This is a genomic window from Pseudoalteromonas rubra, from assembly GCF_000238295.3.
GTDB classification, from domain to species: domain Bacteria; phylum Pseudomonadota; class Gammaproteobacteria; order Enterobacterales; family Alteromonadaceae; genus Pseudoalteromonas; species Pseudoalteromonas rubra.
The window spans coordinates 1-19762 of record NZ_AHCD03000041.1 but is presented as its reverse complement, the minus strand read 5'-3'; the positions used below and the strand labels follow the sequence as shown (position 1 = coordinate 19762).

Annotated in this window: 2 protein-coding genes; both read right to left on the bottom strand. The window is 53.5% G+C overall.

The genetic code is table 11. From position 1 onward, the window contains the following. Positions 1-7 precede the first annotated feature (7 nt). Positions 8-13285 (bottom strand): non-ribosomal peptide synthetase, encoded by a 13278-nt coding sequence (locus PRUB_RS19595; protein ID WP_198452387.1) that lies wholly within the window; start codon positions 13283-13285, stop codon positions 8-10. Further along, on the bottom strand, positions 13285-19762 hold a 6478-nt coding region (locus PRUB_RS19590), incomplete at its 5' end, for a non-ribosomal peptide synthetase (RefSeq protein ID WP_198452386.1). The genes PRUB_RS19590 and PRUB_RS19595, both read right to left, overlap by 1 nt.

The following is a 19762-nucleotide window of genomic DNA, read 5'->3' as shown; positions in this document are numbered from 1 at the left end:
AATCAATTTAAAGTACGAGTAGCTCCCCCTCATACTCATCATCATCGTCTTGTTCCATCCACAGCAGGTGCTCAATGCGCTTGGCCATGCTCTGAATGTCTGAACTTTGGTACAACTCACGCAGTTGCAATGCTGCACCAAATTCGCTGCGCAATTTATTCAGCAACAACATCAGGGATAAAGAGTTGCCTCCCAGTGAGAAGAAGCTCTCAACCACGCTGATGTGCTCCACTGAGGTTTGCAAAACCTCAGACCAGATCTGCACTAGGCGCACTTCTGTCTCACTGACCGGCTGCACCGCCACTGAGGAGAGTTCAGTTAGCGATGGTTCCGGCAGCGCTTTCTTATCCAGCTTACCGTTTGCCGACAATGGCCAGTCAGTCATCACCAGATACTGACTGGGCAGCATATACTCAGGCAATTGACCCGCCAAGCTGCGCTTGATTGCTGCCAGCTTGCGTTCATTATCCTGAAGCTGCGACTCACTCGAGGCAAATTTGATCTCATGCATGAGATCAAATTTGACATAAGCCACCAACTGCAGCTGCCCGGCCAACTCTTTCGCCTGCACAACAGCAGAATCGACTTCAGGCAATTGCAACAACTGACTCTCAATATCACCCACTTCAATTCTGAAGCCTCGGATCTTGATTTGCTCGTCAACACGTCCGCAATATTCGAGATAATCTTCGCCGATATACCGAGCCAAGTCACCTGTCTTATACATCAGGTTATATTGCGAATTTTCGCCTTCAAAAGGATTGACAACAAAACTCTTTTGAGTTAGCTCATCACGATTAAGGTACCCTTTAGAGACACTTGGGCCGGCAATATACAGCTCACCCATAGCGCCTTTTGGAACAAGCCCTAACTCTTTGTTTAGTATATACACTTTGGTATTTGGAAGCGGTCGACCTATGGGCATAGTGGCACCGATTTGGTCACGCTGAGCCGTGACATTCAGTGCAATTGCCCCGACGGTTGCTTCTGTCGGACCATAATGGTTGTAGATAACACTGTTTGGAAATTTCGCCTGCAGCTGATCATAAAGTTCCAGCGGGAAGGCTTCTCCCCCTATCACGAAGGTGTGAGTCAGCTGACAAAGCTCTTCGCCCATAAAGGCCACCAGGGCTTTACCATGATGCGGTGTCATGCGCAGCAGGTATGGCTGCTCCTGCAATTCGTGTTTCATGCTTTCAAAGCGCGCTTCGCCAGCCAGAATATTGACCGATGTACCGCTGATCAACGGCAGGAATAAGCTAGGTACGCTGATATCAAACGCATAAGACGTAACCAGTAATGACGACTGCGGCTGCGCATAATATCTGCACTGTACCGACTGTAAGTAGTCACACACATTGGAGTGACGCAGCTGTACGCCTTTTGGTTTGCCCGTGGTGCCCGACGTATAGATAACATAGGCCAGATCACCGGCACTAACAGTCTGTTGTGGGTTATCCCGCTTACCCTGGTCGCTCAGCTGAGCTTCAAGTGCCGCGACCTCAAGACGTGCACAGCTTTGCGGCAAGGTTGCTATACGCTCAGGGTCGGTAAACACCACGTCTAACTGCGCATCGTCTATGATCTGTTGATTACGATGCAACGTGTTGTGATGATCGAAGGGCACATAGGCAGCTCCGGCTTTGAGTACTGCCAGCATAGTCACCAGAATATACTCCGAGCGTTCTACACAAATACCGACACGCTGCCCCGGTGCAACCCCATACTGGTCTATCAGATGATGCGCGAACTGGTTACTCAGCGTATTCAGTGCCTCATAACTCAAGGTGCGCTGCGGTCCTGTCAGGGCTATCGCCTGCGGCTGCTGCTGTGCCTGTTGCTCAAACAAAGTATGGATGCACAGCTGTGTATCATAGTCTTGCTCTGTTTGATTCAGTGATACCAGTAACTCTTGCTGCTCTGCCTGTGACAGCATATTGAGAGTGCCCGGCACCCTGGTCAGAACCTCTTGCGGCTCAGACGCCGTCAGTGCGCTCAGTAGCTCACCCAGGTGGCGGTTAAGGGTCTCGATACGCGCCGCACTGAACAGGGCTGTGTCATAAGTCCAGCAGATATCAACACCCGACTCGCTCAGCGCCATATGCACATCGAGATCAAACTTGGCCACCACGGAGTCATCAGCCAGTGGGCTCAACTGCGCATCTCCCAGCGACAACACCGACTCATCCATCCCCGTATTCAGACCATAATCGGTCTGGGTGCGCAACATGACCTGGAACAGCGGCGTATGTGCCGTGCTGCGTGGTACATTGAGTTGCTCAACCAATTGCTCAAACGGCACATCCTGATTTGACTGGGCATCGAGGTGCACGCTCTTAACATGTGCCAAATACTCAGCCAGTGTCGCCTGATCAGTATTAACATTCAGCACTAACGTATTAACAAAGAAACCAATTAGAGGCTCCAGCTCGGCCTGAGTACGGTTGGCAACCGGGGTGCCTATCACAATATTCTGTGCATTACTGTGTCTGGACAATAACAATGACAGTGCCCCATGCAGCAGCATAAACGGCGTTAACCCTTCAGCCTTAGCCAGTGCAGCCAGCCCTTGTGCAACTTCTTTACTGAGCGAACCTGTTACCTGCGCCCCCTGATGTTGCTTCACTTCCGGACGTGGGTGATCCAGAGGCAGACTGTGCACCGGTGGTACATCGGCCAGCTGTTGCTGCCAATATCCCAGTTGCTGCTCCAGCACTGTCTCACTTAAGTATGCCCGCTGCCATTGCGCATAATCGGCGTACTGAATGGTCAGCGGTGCCAGCGGATTACCCTGACCCTGACTGTATGCCTGATACAAGGCCACAAACTCTTTCACCAGCACCTGCATTGACCAGCCATCCGAGGCAATATGGTGCATGTTAAACAGCAGCACCCCACTGCTCTGTGAAGTATGCAGATACCCTGCACGCACCATCACATCTTTGGTCAAATCAAATGGTTGACTTAGTAGCTGTGCCATCGCCCCGGCAATCGCCTGTTGTTGCTGTGCCGCGTTGTACATACGGATATCTTCATAACTGAGACTAAATTGTGCCTCATCCAGGATCAGCTGCTCAGCACCGTGCTCACCATCACGATAAACCGTTCTGAGCACTTCATGTCGGGCAATGATGGTTTGCAGTGCCGCTTCAACCACGGCCAATTCCAGCTCCCCTTCAACTTCAAAAGCTGCTGGCATATTGTATTGTGCCGAATCACTGTGTAACTGATCGATAAACCATAGGCGTTGTTGGGCGAACGACTGTGGCAATGCACTATACTGGCCCAGTTGCTCATCCTGCATGGTGATTCTGGGCAGGGCTTTAACGCCTTCACGCACCGCTTGTCCGCGGCGAGCCATAATTTCTGCCGCCTGCTCTGCAATCGTTGCAGCATTGAACAGGGTTTTCACTGGCAGCTCTACACCCAGCTGCTCGCGCAGTCCCGCAGCCAGCCTGACAGATAACAGCGAGTGGCCCCCTAAATGGAAGAAGTTCGCTGTGGTACTGATGGTTTCCGGTGCCATGTCCAGCAACTCAGCCCAGATCTGGCAAATGGCGTGTTCAGTCTCACAAGCTGGTGCCACATATTCACCCTGCAATGCCATGGTATCTGCCTCTGGCAGCGCCTTTTTATTAATTTTGCCGTTGGCTGTCAAAGGCCACTCAGCGACCACCACACCCAACTTGGGCACCATATAATCAGGCACCTGACTGGCCAGTTCGGCCAATGCACCTTGAGTAAATTCATTGTCAGATAGCTCGCTAACGGCCTGAGCTGGCTGCAAATAAGCAACCAGATAGGTGCCGATGGCGCCTGTCTTAGCAACCACTAGGGCGGATTCAACACCCGCTTGCTGACTCAGCTGCTGGGCAATTTCACCCAGCTCAACACGGAAGCCGCGGATCTTGATTTGATCATCGGTACGGCCAATAAAGGCCAAGTTACCATCGACCTGATAACGCACCAGGTCACCGGTTCGGTATAAACGCTCAGAGCTGCCGGGCACACTGGCATCATAAAAAGGATTGTCAATGAAACGCTCAGCCGTCAGCTGTGGCTGATTCAGATAACCGCGTGCCAGGCCGTCACCACCGACATACAGTTCACCGGCACAGCCAAATGGCACCAGACTTTGATGCTCATCCAAAATCAGGGTTTGCACATTATACAAAGGACGCCCGATATGAATGCTGTTATCCGTAATTTCACCCACCGTAGCACACACGGAGGTCTCCGACGGACCATAGGCATTAAAGAAGCGATAATGACGTCTCCAGCGCTCGACAACCTGTTCTTCACAGGCTTCGCCCGCCACAATCAGACACTGCAAGGCTAAGTCTGTTTGTAACGCCATTGTGCTCAACAAGGCCGGTGGCAAGGTTGCGTGCGTAATGGCTTGTTGTTTCAGTACCTCACCTAACTTACCCCCTTCGGTGCGAGCCTGCTCATCACAGATCACCAGGGTGGCGCCATTAAGTAGAGCCATGACCCAATCCCAGGTCGCGGCATCAAAGCTGATTGATGCAAATTGTAATACCCGACTGGCAGGCGTGATATCGAACAGCACCTGCTGGTTGGCAGCGAGGTTCACCGCACCTTTGTGGCTCAGCCCCACGCCTTTTGGACGCCCTGTTGAGCCTGATGTATAAATCACATACGCCAGCGAGTGATTCGATTTAAGAATTCCCAGCGCCTGTTCGTCTGACGCTGCGGCTTCTGACAGGTTGCTGACATTGAGGTTAGCGATGTCTCTGCCCTGACACAGTGCGTCAGTCACTTCAACACCCCGACCATAACTTAAGATCTGAGCGACTTTGGCATCATCGACCATGTATTCCAGGCGCTCCATCGGATAATCCGGATCCAGCGGTAAGTAAGCACCGCCCGCTTTAAGGATAGCCAGCATCGCAATGATCATGTCTGCCGAGCGCTCCATACACAGGCCGACTATCGTATCAGGTACAATTTGGTGCTGCGCAACCAAATAGCTGGCAAGCTGCTCTGCACGCTCGTTCAGCGCCTGATAGCTCAGCACAGACTCACCAAATTGCAGCGCCGGTGCGTCAGGCTGTGCTGCAACATGACGCTCAAAAATGCTGTTAATGCAGGCCTCATCATCATAACTACGTTGTGTCTGGTTACGGCCAAAGATCAGCTCCTGGCTCTGTTGCTCACTCAGCATCGGCAAACGTGCCACCGATTGCGCAGCCATATCAGCCTGTGCCAGATTAGTCAGTGTATTCGCCAGGTGACTCATTAAGCTGTCAATGTATTGCGCACTGAATAAGTGATTATCGAAGTTGATTTTCAGTTTGCCGCCGTGCTCGTTGACTGACATAAAAATGTCCAGATCAAACTTCACTGTGACCTGTGGATCTTCTATCGGCTTAAGTTGCGCATCACCCAGTCGCGTAGACTGAGCTTTGGGTGCATCCAGACCATAATCGTTGTCCGTCAGCAACATAATCTGAAACAGCGGGCTTTGGCTGGTGTTGGTTTCTATGTCCAGGTGCTCAACCAGCTGCTCAAATGGAATATCCTGATTTTCCTGCGCAGCAATATGGGTCTGTTTAACGTGTTCAAAGAAAGCCCCGAGGGTTTTATCACTGGTGTTCAGTCTCAGTACCAGTGAGTTAACAAAAAATCCTATCAGCGACGTCAGATCAGCATGCTGACGGTTGGCCACCGGGGTACCAATGACAATATCATGGCTGTTGCTGTGACGTGAAAGCACAATCGCCAGCGCGCCGTGTAACAACATAAACGGAGTGATCTCAAGGGTGCTGGCCAGCTCGGTCAGACGGTGACTGACTGACTGAGACAAGGTCATCTCCAGTGACTCTCCATTGTGGTTTTTCATCTCCCCACGGCGTCCCTGTAGCGGTAAACCATGTACAGTTGGCACACCATCTAATTGCTTTTTCCAGTAGTCCAGCTGACTTACCCCTGCATCTCCTGCCAACCAATTGCGCTGCCAGTGGGCATAATCAGCATACTGAATGGGCAGGGGTGCCAGTTGTGCATGCTGACCAGACAAATGCGCGGTATACAGGGCCGTAAACTCTTTGACCAGTAATTGCATTGACCAGCCGTCTGATACGATATGCGGCATATTCAACGCCAGCACACCGCTTTGATCCGACAAGATCAGATAGCGCGCCGATAACATTTGTGCCTCTTGTAGCACAAAAGCGTGTTGACTAAAGGTGATGAGGTTTTGCTCTAAAGCTTCAGCCTGCGCCGACGCCTCCAGGGTACTGAGATCGAAACGCTCAACCTGACAATCGTAAGGAGCCTGTGCCTGTTGATAGATCTCTCCCTGTACCTCTGAATATGAGGCCCGCGCGCCCATTTCGCTCTGGTATGGATTGTTAATGAACCGCTCAGCAGTCAGCTCTGGCTGGTTATGGTATCCCCAGGCCAGACCATCCCCGCCGATAAACAACTCTCCGGCACTGCCAAAGGGCACCAGCTGCAAGTCGTCATCAAGGATCAACAGCTGGATGTTCTGAATGGGTTTACCTATGGGCACTGTGGTGCTGATTGGCTGCGAGCAATCCCAATAACTGACATCAATTGCCGCTTCGGTTGGCCCATAGAGGTTGTGTAGTTGTGCATCAGGCAAACTGGCTCTGAAGCCCTGTACTTGTTTGACCTGTAACGCCTCCCCACTACAAAATACCTGACGAATACTGGTGCACTGCGCCAGCGCGCCATAATCCAGCATGATGCCCAGCATGGAAGGAACAAAGTGCAACTTAGTCACACCGTTTTGGCGTATTAACTGACACAAATACTGCGGATCTTTATGTCCCTCAGGCCGTGCCAGCACCATCTGGGCACCGCGACATAACGGCCACATAAATTCCCAGACGGAGACATCAAAGCCAAACGGCGTTTTTTGCAAAATAACATCGTGATGATCGCAACCATACTGCTTATCCATCCAGTCAACCCGGTTAACCAAAGCCTGATGGCTGACTAACACTCCCTTGGGTTTTCCTGTCGACCCTGAGGTATAAATCATATAGGCCATATCCTGAGCACTCAGCCCGGTTTCCTGCGGACTCAGATCCTGGGTTGCATAATCTTCAAAACGTGTCGCGTCCTGCGCGTATCCATCCATCAGGATCAGTGCTGGCGTATTTTCATTGTTTGCCTGACACTTAGACTGATGTTCACTTTGCGTCAAGATGGTCGTAATACCTGCGTGTGCCAGCATATAGTCTAGACGTGTTTCTGGCAGTGTTGGGTCAAGCGGCACATAGGCACCACCGGCTTTCAGTATGGCCAGTATGCCGATCACCATTTCCAGAGAACGAGTCATGCATACGCCCACCAGAGTGCCTGGAGCAACCTGATGCTCTGCACGCAGGTGCCTGGCCAGCTGGTTCGCTTTATCATTGAGAGACTGATAACTCAGTGTCTGCCCTTCGTAACATAGCGCGGTTTGCGTCGGGGTTTTAGCGACCTGACGTTCAATCCACTGCGCCATCGTCAGCGAAGTGTCATAATCAACCGGTGTCGGATTGAGTGTCTCAAGTAAATGCGTTCGCTCCTGTGCGGATAACAACGCGATGCTACTTAACGGCACTGACGTGGATTGCAGCTGTGATAGCTGAGTCAATATCTGCATCAGATGGCGATTGAGCGTACTGATGTGCGCGTGCGTAAACAAGGCTTTGTCATACACCCAGTTAATCGCAACCCCCTGCGCTGACGTACTTATGTTGACTTCAATATCGAATTTGGCAACCGTCTGTGCTGCGCCACGCATGGTCAGTGCAGCCCCGTTCAGGTCCAGCTCCCCCTGCTCGGTGGCCTGGTCATCAAGGCCATAATCGGTCTGCGTGGTGAGCATAATTTGAAATAGTGGCGAATGTGCTGTACTTCTGGGCACATTTAATCGCTCAACCAGCTGTTCAAATGGCACGTCCTGATGCGACTGTGCGCCAAGGTGCACCGCTTTAACATGCTCTAAGTAACGCGTTATGTCGGGCTGAGCCGTGTTCACTCTCAGCACGAGTGTATTGACAAAAAAGCCAATTAAAGACTCAAGTTCAGTCTGTGTGCGATTCGCAACCGGTGTGCCTATCACCACGTCTTTGCTGTTACTGTGTCTGCTCAGCAATAATGAAAGCGCGCTGTGCAATAGCATAAAGGAGGTTAGTCCCTGCGATTGAGCCAGCTCGGCCAGCCCAGCTGCGACATCACTATCCAGTTTACCCTGTACCAGCTCCCCGACATGCTGCTTGACCTGCGGACGCGGATGGTCCAGCGGCAGGCTGTGTACCGGAGGCAGATCAGATAATTGCTCACTCCAGTAGGTTAACTGGCGCTCCAGAACCGGGCCGCTCAGGTAGCTATGTTGCCAGTGAGCATAATCAGCGTACTGAATCGATAACGGGGTCAGCGGATTGTCCTGACTTTGCGTGTATGCCCGATACAACAGTACAAACTCTTTCACCAGCAGCTGCAACGACCATCCGTCAGAAGCGATATGGTGGATATTAAACAGTAACACAGACGCATGCTCGGAATCGGCACCCGTATCTATATACGCAGCCCGGATCATCAGGTCCTTGCTCAGGTCAAACGGCTGTGATTGTAAGCGTGGGATCAGTGACGCAATTGTCTGTTGCTGTGTTGCCGGGCTCAGCAACCTGAGGTCTTCATAATCCAGTGTGAAGTGTACGTCAGTCTGGATCACCTGCTCTGTTCCCGAGTCGCCGTCCCGATAAACACTGCGCAGTACTTCGTGACGCGCAACTATGGTGTTTAATGCTGCCTCAACAGCGTTCAGGTCCAGCTCACCGCTCACTTCAAACGCGGCTGGCATGTTGTATTGCGCCGAACCACCCTGTAAGCGGTCGATGAACCACAGCCGTTGCTGCGCAAAGGATGCGGCCATGCGACCATCTTGCGGACGGGCCTGCACTTCTATACGCTGTGCTGTGCTGCCTCCCTGTGCCTGTTTATGCTCGACCTGTTGTGCCTGGCTGGCGATGCTCGCATGTTCAAACAACTCGCTGATACTGAATTCAACCCCGAAGGCCTGTTTGATTGCGGCCACTAAACGCACCGACAACAAAGAATGTCCACCCAGCTTAAAGAAGCTGCTGTCTACGCTTATCTGCTCCGGCGTTAACTTTAATAATGAAGACCACAGCTCAACCAGCTGCTGCTCCGTTGCTGTGCGTGGCGCAACGTGTTGGGCCGCAGCTTTTTCCTGCGGGTCCGGCAGTGCTTTTTTGTCCAGTTTACCGTTCGCTGTCAGCGGCCAGTGTTGCAGCCCAACAAAGTGGGCCGGTACCATATAGGCCGGTAACTGCTCACCCAGCAGACGCTCACAGTCACTCAAAAGCGCACCCAGCTGCGCCGAGTCTTGTGCCTTGATATAGGCGACTAGCTCCGGGCCGGTAGACAGGGGTTTACACAACACCTCAGCGGATTCAACGCCAGTGATTTGCTGCAACTGGCTGCTGATATCACCCAACTCCACCCGGAAACCCCGGATCTTAACCTGCTCGTCTATGCGTCCTAAAAACATCAGCTCGCCACTGTTTTGATAGCGCACCTGATCGCCGGTGCGATACAAACGGGCCGGACTGGTCGCATCACTGGGGTCATAAAACGGGTTCTCAATAAAGCGCTCGGCGCTCAGCGTCGGGTTATTCACATAACCTGTGGCCAGACACGGCCCGCCGACAAACAACTCACCCCGGGCACCCTGTGGCAGGGCGTTAAGCTGCGCATCCAGTACATAGGCATAGGTGTTGTCCATGGCCCGGCCAATGGGTAGCTCCGCCGGTAAGTCGGCCTGATTGGCACTGATGTCATACATCACACAGCCTACCGTAGCCTCAGACGGACCATAGTGGTTGAATACCTGACTGTCCGGGAATTGGGTTTGTAAGGCCAGTGCCACATCGCGCTCAAAGCGCTCACCGCCAATCACAAACACGTGCTGCACGCCTGCAAGCGGCGCCTCCTGCAAGGCCAGTATCCCTTCCACATGATGCGGCGTCATCCGCACCAGTCGTGGCTCATCCGCTTTATTCAGCGCTTTACTCAGGACCGGTAACAACTCCTGATTATCCAGCAATTGCACACTGCCACCACTCAAGAGCGGTAAGTACAAACTCGGAACACCAATATCAAAACCGTGTGATGTCACCAGCAGTGAGCCGTTGAGGTGGTCGGCATAGTAGCCTTTGAGGGCAAAGTTCAAATAATCCATCAGGGCCCGGTGGCTGATCTCCACGCCTTTGGGGGTGCCGGTGGAGCCAGAGGTGTAAATCACATACGCGGGGCTGTCATGGGCAACCGTTTCCGCGCATTTACACAACACCTCAGCGGATTCAACGCCAGTGACTTGCTGCAACTGGCTGCTGATATCACCCAGCTCCACCCGGAAACCCCGGATCTTAACCTGCTCGTCTATGCGTCCTAAAAACATCAGCTCGCCACTGTTTTGATAGCGCACCTGATCGCCGGTGCGATACAAACGGGCCGGACTGGTCGCATCACTGGGGTCATAAAACGGGTTCTCAATAAAGCGCTCGGCGCTCAGCGTCGGGTTATTCACATAACCTGTGGCCAGACACGGCCCGCCGACAAACAACTCACCCCGGGCACCCTGTGGCAGGGCGTTAAGCTGCGCATCCAGTACATAGGCATAGGTGTTGTCCATGGCCCGGCCAATGGGTAGCTCCGCCGGTAAGTCGGCCTGATTGGCACTGATGTCATACATCACACAGCCTACCGTAGCCTCAGACGGACCATAGTGGTTGAATACCTGACTGTCCGGGAACTGGGTTTGTAAGGCCAGTGCCACATCGCGCTCAAAGCGCTCACCGCCAATCACAAACACGTGCTGCACGCCTGCAAGCGGCGCCTCCTGCAAGGCCAGTATCCCTTCCACATGATGCGGCGTCATCCGCACCAGTCGTGGCTCATCCGCTTTATTCAGCGCTTTACTCAGGACCGGTAACAACTCCTGATTATCCAGCAATTGCACACTGCCACCACTCAAGAGCGGTAAGTACAAACTCGGAACACCAATATCAAAACCGTGTGATGTCACCAGCAGTGAGCCGTTGAGGTGGTCGGCATAGTAGCCTTTGAGGGCAAAGTTCAAATAATCCATCAGGGCCCGGTGGCTGATCTCCACGCCTTTGGGGGTGCCGGTGGAGCCAGAGGTGTAAATCACATACGCGGGGCTGTCATGGGCAACCGTTTCCGCGCAAAAATCGCTGTCATAGCCACTGAGCCAGTTTGCATCAGTGACATCCTGCTCCAGTAACAGCAGGTCAACCCCGGCATCCGGAACACGGGCGGCCAGTGCGTCACTGACAATCACCCACTCCAGAGCGGCATCAGCGATAATTTGCTGGTTACGGGCTTTGGTGTTGCTGGGTTCAAACGGAATATAGGCTGCCCCGGCTTTGAGTACGCCCAGTAAGCTGACCATCAGGCAGGCACTGCGTGGCATGCAAACACCCACCAGATCGCCGGGCTCAACGCCCTGCTCCTGCAAACAGTCAGCCAGTTTAGCCGCCTGCGCATTAAGCTGCGCATAACTAAGCTGTTCGGTGTCACTGTGTACGGCAATCGCATCCGGTGTCAGCGCTGCCTGCTGCTCAAATCGCTCAATCAGGCCTGTGGCATCATCCAGACGACACTCACCCACCTGGGTATATAAAGTCTGAGGCTGATTAAACATCACATCGGCAACACTGGCTGTCGTGATGGTTTGTTGCTGATATGCCTGGGTCAGATTACGGCAGATCTGCTGAAACAAACTGCTCAGCGTGGCAATGGTTTGGGTATCGAATAATTCGTTGTCATACGACCAGTCAATGACCATGTTTTGCTCAGATACACGGGCATGAATATCCAGGTCGCCACGCACCACGACTGTCTCTTTACTCAGCTCAAAGCCTGCAAATCCGGCGTTGCTAAGCAAAGCGGCATCCTGGCTTGAGAGTTCGCCCAGCTCAGAGCCCAGTGTAAACTGGATCTGGAATAACGGGCTGTAGTTAGCAGCTCGGGTGATCTCCAGCGCTTCAACCAGATTGTCAAACGGCAGCAACTGATTGTTCTGCGCCTCTATATGCGTACGCGCAACCTGTTTCAGATAATCAGACAGCGACTGTGCTCTGTCGGTATCCAAACGCAGTACCAGTCGATTCAGGAAGCACCCAATCATAGGATGTAATTGTTCGCTGTCACGATTGGAGATCGTGGTGCCCATTACCACATCCTGATACTGACCATACTGAGAGAGCGCCAGTGCCAGCGCGCTGTGTAGCAGCATAAAGGGCGTTAACTTGTATTCCCTGGCAATGCGGTGCAACACGGGCACCAGCTCAACAGGCAGCGCTTCACTGTATAACTTACCAAAGTTGGCTTTATCTGCCTGACGCGCATGATCCAGCGGCAGACTGTGTAATTGCGCCATACCCGCCAGTTTGTTGCGCCAGTAATCGGTTTGCTGTGCGCATTGCTCACCGTTCAGCCAGTCCTGTTGCCAGCTGGCGTAATCCAGGTACTGCAGAGGCAACTCAGCCTGAGGCTGCATACCCCCTTGCAACTGCATATACGCGGTCATCAAATCTTGTTTCAGAATATCTAAAGACCAGGCATCACAAGCAATATGGTGAATATTGATAATGAGCAAGGCATCTGCGTGCAGTGCGTCTGGGGTGCGGAAGTGATCAACACGGATCATCAGGTCGCTGTCCAGTACAAAGGGGGCCGCAATGCAGGCCTGGATGTCAGCTTTAAACGTCTGTTCATCGCAGGTAGCACTGTCATGATAGCGAATGCTGATCGACTCGTCGCTCAGTTGCTGCTCAGCGGCACCATCGGCTGCCAACACATAACGACTGCGCAAGATTTCATGCTTTTTCAGCACATGATTCAGCGCGCTCTCCAGGTGTGTCATGGACACCGCATCGGTCAGGGTAAATGCCAGCGGCATATGATAATCACTGGAGCCGCCACGCAGCTGGTCGATAAACCAGAAACGTTTTTGTGCAGAAGATAAGGGATAGCTTTTCCCGGCTTCACGCACCACAGGCTGAATCGGGTTCACAGCCGCCAGCGGCGCTTGCTGCTGTGACAAATACTCCATCAGCGCTGGCTTATTGTCACGGATCAGGCTGGCCAGTTCCGGGGTTAATGCGCCCTTTTTGGCCTCCACCGCAAGACGGTCGCCATTGACAGAAAGTAGGATTTGGTTGTTAGTTAGTTGATCGATAATTGCTTGTGTGTTCATTAGAATTCTACCCTTTCAATTTGGTCTGCGCTGGCATCGTTAATTTGTTGTTTTAATGCTTGTTGATTGCGTTGGCGCTCGATTTGGGCAGCCAGTGTGGCTACCGTGTCGTTTTCAAAAATGGTTTGTACCGTCAGAGACACGTCAAATTGTGTCTGGATCTGAGAGACGGCTTTTAAGATCAGCAGTGAATGCCCGCCGAGATTAAAGAAACTGGTTGTGACCCCGATGTCCTGCGTTTCGCGAGACAGTAACTGCGCCCAGATTGCAACCAGTTGATGCTCCAGCTCAGTCGTTGGCGCACAGTATTCGCTTTGTTGCATATTGAGTTTGGGCTCAGGCAAAGCAGCCACATCTAGCTTGCCGTTCACTGTCAGCGGCAGTTCATCGACAATGTTCAGGCTGCCTGGCTGCATATACTGTGGCAGTTGCTCTGCCAGCTGATTGCGGATCGCCTGCAAGGTGTCTTGTGGATCGGCTTCTGAATCGCTCGCATGCAACTTAAGGTAAGCGGCCAGGTGCTGCTCTGTATCAACCTTAAAAACAGTTACAGCGGCATCCTGAACCTGAGGCTGCTGCGCTAAAATCCCACTCAACTCACCCAGTTCCACACGAAATCCTCGTAGCTTCACCTGGTCGTCGTTGCGGCCAATGAAGATCAGCTCCCCCTGGTCGGTGTAACGCACCAGGTCGCCGGTGCGATATAAGCGCGGTGCCTCTATCGCCAAACACTGATCAGCATAAGGGTTACTGATAAACCGCTCCGCACTGAGCTGAGGTTGATTCAGGTAACCTCGCGCTACACCTGGTCCACCAATGTACAACTCGCCTTCACAGCCCTTAGGAACCAATCCACCGTCTTCATTGAGTACCAGTAAGGTGTTATTGACGTTCGCCTTGCCTATGGTGACAAGCTCAGTGCTCGACGCTGCATGCAAACGCGATGTGGTCGCCGTTATCGTTGCTTCTGTCGGTCCGTAACTGTTGAACAAAGTCACTGTAGGTGCTGCGCTAAAGAAGCGTTCCATATGCGTTTGCCCCATGGCTTCACCACCGATGATCACCGCACGCAGTGTTGCAATGGCAAATGCCCCCTCCATATCGGTCATTTGCTTCCAGAACGCGGTTGGCAGGCTCATTACCGTGACTTGATGCGCACTACAAAATGCGTTGAACGCCGCAGCGCTGCCAAGGCACTCCTCATTGCGTAGTACCAGAGAGGCCCCCTGGCACAAGGCCCCAAACAACTCTTCAACAAAAATATCGAAGCTCATGGTTGAGAACTGCAACATCACATCTTCAGCGGTCAGCTCATATTGCGTGCGACAGTGACATTGATAATTGACCAGCGAGCTATGCTCTACTGCAACCCCTTTAGGTTTTCCGGTAGAGCCTGAGGTATATATGACATAGGCCAGGTTGTTACCGCACACTTCTACCTGAGCAGGGTTGTCCTGCGGATACCCACTGAGGTCAAGCGACGCAATATCTATGGCTTTGCCGCCAAGCTCAGTCATCAGTCCATCAGCCACGCTCAGGCCAGTGTCGTAGCCAAGAATGTGTTGCAACTTCGCATCTGATGCCATATGACTCAGACGACAGTTCGGATAGCTTGGGTCGAGCGGTACGTAGGCCCCCCCGGCTTTCAGTATCGCCAGAATGCTCACCACCATCTCTACCGAGCGGCTACTGCACACACCCACTAAAGTTTCAGGCGTCAGCTGACACTCGTTCAGCAGATAGTGCGCCAGTTGATTTGCGCGCTGGTTCAGCGCACCATAGCTAATATGTTGCTCTTCAAAGACCAGTGCAGTGGCGTCCGGCGTGGCCAGGGCTTGCTGTTCAAATAACGTGTGGATGCACTGTGTCGCATCAAAACTTTCTACTTGCTGATTAAAGGTCACCAGCAACTCGTGTTGTTCTGACTCTGACAGTATGGTGAGTGCGCCAGGTGCCTGTGCGAGTAATGCCTCAGTCGTCTGTTGCGCAAACGTTGTCAACAATGTGCAAAGATGGCGACTCAGGGTCTCAATCCGCTCTTGGCTGAACAGCGCCTTGTCATAGGTCCAGCAGATATCCACTCCGGTATCGCTCAGCGCCATATCTATATCGAGATCAAACTTGGCAATCACGGCGTCATCAGCCAGGGGACTCAACTGCGCGTCGCCTAGCGACCAGTTGTTATCTATCGACTGATCGGTGACCCCATAATCCGTGGTGGTTGTCAGCATCACCTGAAACAGCGGGGTGTAAGCACTGCTGCGTGGCACATTGAGCTGCTCTACCAGCTGCTCAAATGGCACATCCTGGTTTGACTGGGCATCCAGATGGACTGCTTTAACGTGCGCCAGATAATCTGCCAAAGTGGCCTGCGCGGTGTTTACATTCAGCACCAGCGTGTTGACAAAAAAGCCAATTAGAGGGGCAAGCTCTGCTTGCATACGGTTGGCTACCGGCGTGCCAATCACAATATCCTGGGCATTACTGTGTCTGGATAACAGCAATGACAGCGCACCATGGAGTAACATAAATGGTGTCAGCCCCTGCGCTTTAGCCAGCGCCGCCAGCCCCTGAGCAACCTCAGTACTGAGTGTACTTTTAACCTGGCCACCCTGATGCTGCTTGACGTCCGGACGAGGATGGTCCAGAGGCAGGCTGTGTACTGCCGGCAACTGTGCCAGTTGCTGTTGCCAGTAACCCAACTGTTCGTCTAGCACGCCATCTTCTAAATAGGTTCGTTGCCACTGCGCGTAATCTGCGTACTGAATAGTCAGAGGTGCCAGCGGATTCTCCTGTCCCTGACTGTAGGCAAGGTAGAGTGCAACAAATTCTTTGATCAGTACCTGCATTGACCAGCCATCGGAGGCAATATGATGCATGTTGAACAACAGCACTCCGCTGCTTTGTGAGGTCTGAATATAGCCTGCACGCATCATCACCTCACTGCTGAGGTCAAACGGCTGACTCAGCTGTTGCGTCATCGCCCCGGCAATCGCCTGTTGCTGCGCCGTCTCACTCAGCATGCGGACATCCTCATAACTGAGCTCAAAAGATGCCTGCTGGCGGATCACCTGAGCATCATCGCGATACACGGTTCTGAGTACTTCATGACGGTCAACGATGGTCTGCAGCACGGCCTCAACTACAGTCAGGTTCAGTTCGCCCTGAACATGAAAGGCCGCCGGCATATTGTATTGCGCCGAGCCCTGGTTGAGCTGATCGATAAACCATAAGCGCTGCTGAGCAAAAGACAGTGGCTGCAGACTGTGCTGACCCAGTTGCGGATCTGCCTGCATAACTCTGGGCTGGGCAGTGATCTCTGCACGTATCGCCTGTCCCTGGTGGGCTTCAACGGCTTTGGCCTGCTCAGCTAAGGTGGTAACGTTAAACAGCGTTTTCACTGGCAGCTCAACCGCCAGCTCAGCGCGCAGTGCAGCGGCCAGCTTGACGACCAGCAATGAATGTCCGCCCAGCTCGAAAAAGTCTGTCTGTGTACTTATCTGGCCAGCTTCTACACTGAGTAGCTGTGCCCAAATCTCACATACCGCCTGCTCTGTGTCTGTTTGCGGTGCTACGTAACGACCCTGCAGTGCGGTGGCATCCACCTCCGGCAGCGCCTTTTTGTTGATCTTGCCACTGGCTGTCAGCGGCCACTCAGGGACCACCTTGCCCAGCCTCGGCACCATGTATTCCGGTAAACTCTCTGCCAGGCTCGTCAGTGCCGCTGTGATGAAGTCGGTGTGCTCAGCCTCATCCAGTGTCTGAGTCGGATGAATATAGGCCACCAGATACAGGCCGTTGGCCCCGCTTTTCGCCAGCACCACTGCGCTGTCGATGGCCGCCTGGAGGTCAAACGGCTGACTCAGCTGTTGCGTCATCGCCCCGGCAATCGCCTGTTGCTGCGCCGTCTCACTCAGCATGCGGACATCCTCATAACTGAGCTCAAAAGATGCCTGCTGGCGGATCACCTGAGCATCATCGCGATACACGGTTCTGAGTACTTCATGACGGTCAACGATGGTCTGCAGCACGGCCTCAACTACAGTCAGGTTCAGTTCGCCCTGAACATGAAAGGCCGCCGGCATATTGTATTGCGCCGAGCCCTGGTTGAGCTGATCGATAAACCATAAGCGCTGCTGAGCAAAAGACAGTGGCTGCAGACTGTGCTGACCCAGTTGCGGATCTGCCTGCATAACTCTGGGCTGGGCAGTGATCTCTGCACGTATCGCCTGTCCCTGGTGGGCTTCAACGGCTTTGGCCTGCTCAGCTAAGGTGGTAACGTTAAACAGCGTTTTCACTGGCAGCTCAACCGCCAGCTCAGCGCGCAGTGCAGCGGCCAGCTTGACGACCAGCAATGAATGTCCGCCCAGCTCGAAAAAGTCTGTCTGTGTGCTTATCTGGCCAGCTTCTACATTGAGTAGCTGCGCCCAAATCTCACATACCGCCTGCTCTGTGTCTGTTTGCGGTGCTACGTAACGACCCTGCAGTGCGGTGGCATCCACCTCCGGCAGCGCCTTTTTGTTGATCTTGCCACTGGCTGTCAGCGGCCACTCAGGGACCACCTGACCCAGCCTCGGCACCATGTATTCCGGTAAACTCTCTGCCAGGCTCGTCAGTGCCGCTGTGATGAAGTCGGTGTGATCAGCCTCGCCCAGTGTCTGAGTCGGATGAATATAGGCCACCAGATACAGGCCGTTGGCCCCGCTTTTCGCCAGCACCACTGCGCTGTCGATGGCCGCCTGGCGACTCAGCTGTTCGCTTATCTCGCCCAGCTCCACCCGGAAGCCCCGGATCTTCACCTGATCGTCTGCGCGTCCCACGAAGGCTAAGTTGCCGTCCGCCTGATAGCGCACTAAGTCGCCGGTGCGGTACAGGCGCTTTGAGCTGCCTGCCACCTTGGCATCATAAAATGGATTATCGATGAAACGCTCGGCACTTAGCTGAGGCTGATTCAGATAACCCCGCGCCAGCCCGTCACCACCCAGGTATAGCTCCCCGGTGGTGCCATAGGGCAGCAGCGCCAGCTTGTCATTAAGGATGAACGCCTGACTGTTGTTAATCACCCGCCCGATACTCGGCGCTTCGTCCAGAGGCTGAGTAAAGCGCGCACAGGTTGAATAAGTGGTGTCTTCTGATGGACCGTAGAGGTTATACACCCGCTCACAGTGCTCACCGGCGAGTAACTGATTCACCACATCGCGACCCAGCGGCTCGCCTGCCAGGTTCACCACCCGTACACCGCCCGGAATGCCTCCCTGCTCCAGCAACGCTTTAATCGCCGAAGGCACCGTATTAATTAATGTGACCTCCACCGGCGTCGTCAGCAGACTCAGGGCACTGTCGACCAGCACACAGCTGCCACCACGGGTCAGAGGTAAAAACAGTTCAAAGGCCGACAGGTCAAAGTTGATTGAGGTGCTGCATAACATCCGCGCATAATCTTCACGGCTGTATTCGGTATCCGCCCAGCTCAGCAGTGCGTTGACATTGCGGTGACTGATGGCCACGCCCTTAGGCTGACCAGTCGACCCTGAGGTGTAGATGGCATAGGCCAGCTTATCCCCGCCAAGGGCCGTCAGCGCCGGGTTGTGCTGCGCATAAGCGCTCAGTGTCAGCGTCGCAATATCCACGGCACTGCCGCCCTGCTCTGCCATCAGCGCCTGTGCAACCGGCAGACCTGCGTCATACGCCAGAATGTGTGTCAGTCCCGCATCTTTGGCGATATAGCCTAACCGGCTGGCCGGATAGCTCGGGTCCAGCGGCACATACGCCCCTCCGACTTTTAATATCGCCAGGATGCTCACCACCATTTCAACCGAGCGGCTGCTGCACACGCCCAGCGGCGTTTCCGGGGTCACCTGATGTTCGCTCAGCAGATAATGCGCCAGCTGATTGGCACGCTGGTTCAGCACCTCATAGCTGATGTGCTGTCCGTTAAAAATCAGTGCCGTTGCCTGCGGTGTACGCTGCACCTGTTGTTCAAATAAACCATGAATGCTCTGCGTGGTGTCATAACTGAGTGCGTTGTCGTTCAGTGTTAACAGCAGCGTGTGTTGCTCGGCTGCCGACAACATCGCAAGGGTATCCGGAGCGTGCGCCAGCAAGGTGGCCGGAGCCTGCTGTGCCAGGGTTGTCAGTAAGGTACTCAGATGACGGCTCAGCGTCTCAATCCGGGCTTCGCTGAACAAAGCCTTGTCGTAGGTCCAGCACATCTCTACCCCGGCATCGCTCAGTGTCAGGTCGATGTCCAGGTCAAACTTGGCAATCACCGCATCCTCTGCCAGCGGGCTCAGCTGCGCCTCCCCTAAAGACCAGCCCTGATTACTGACCTGCTCCGTCACTGCATAATCGGTGCGGGTTGTCAGCATCACCTGGAACAGCGGCGTATAGGCACTGCTGCGGGGCACATTCAGCTGCTCAACCAGCTGCTCGAACGGCACATCCTGATGTGACTGAGCACCTAAATGGACGGCTTTT

Coding starts and splice junctions, on each gene's coding strand:
- PRUB_RS19595 (WP_198452387.1), bottom strand. CDS start 13,285: ATGAACACACAAGCAATTATCGATCAACTAACTAACAACCAAATCCTA.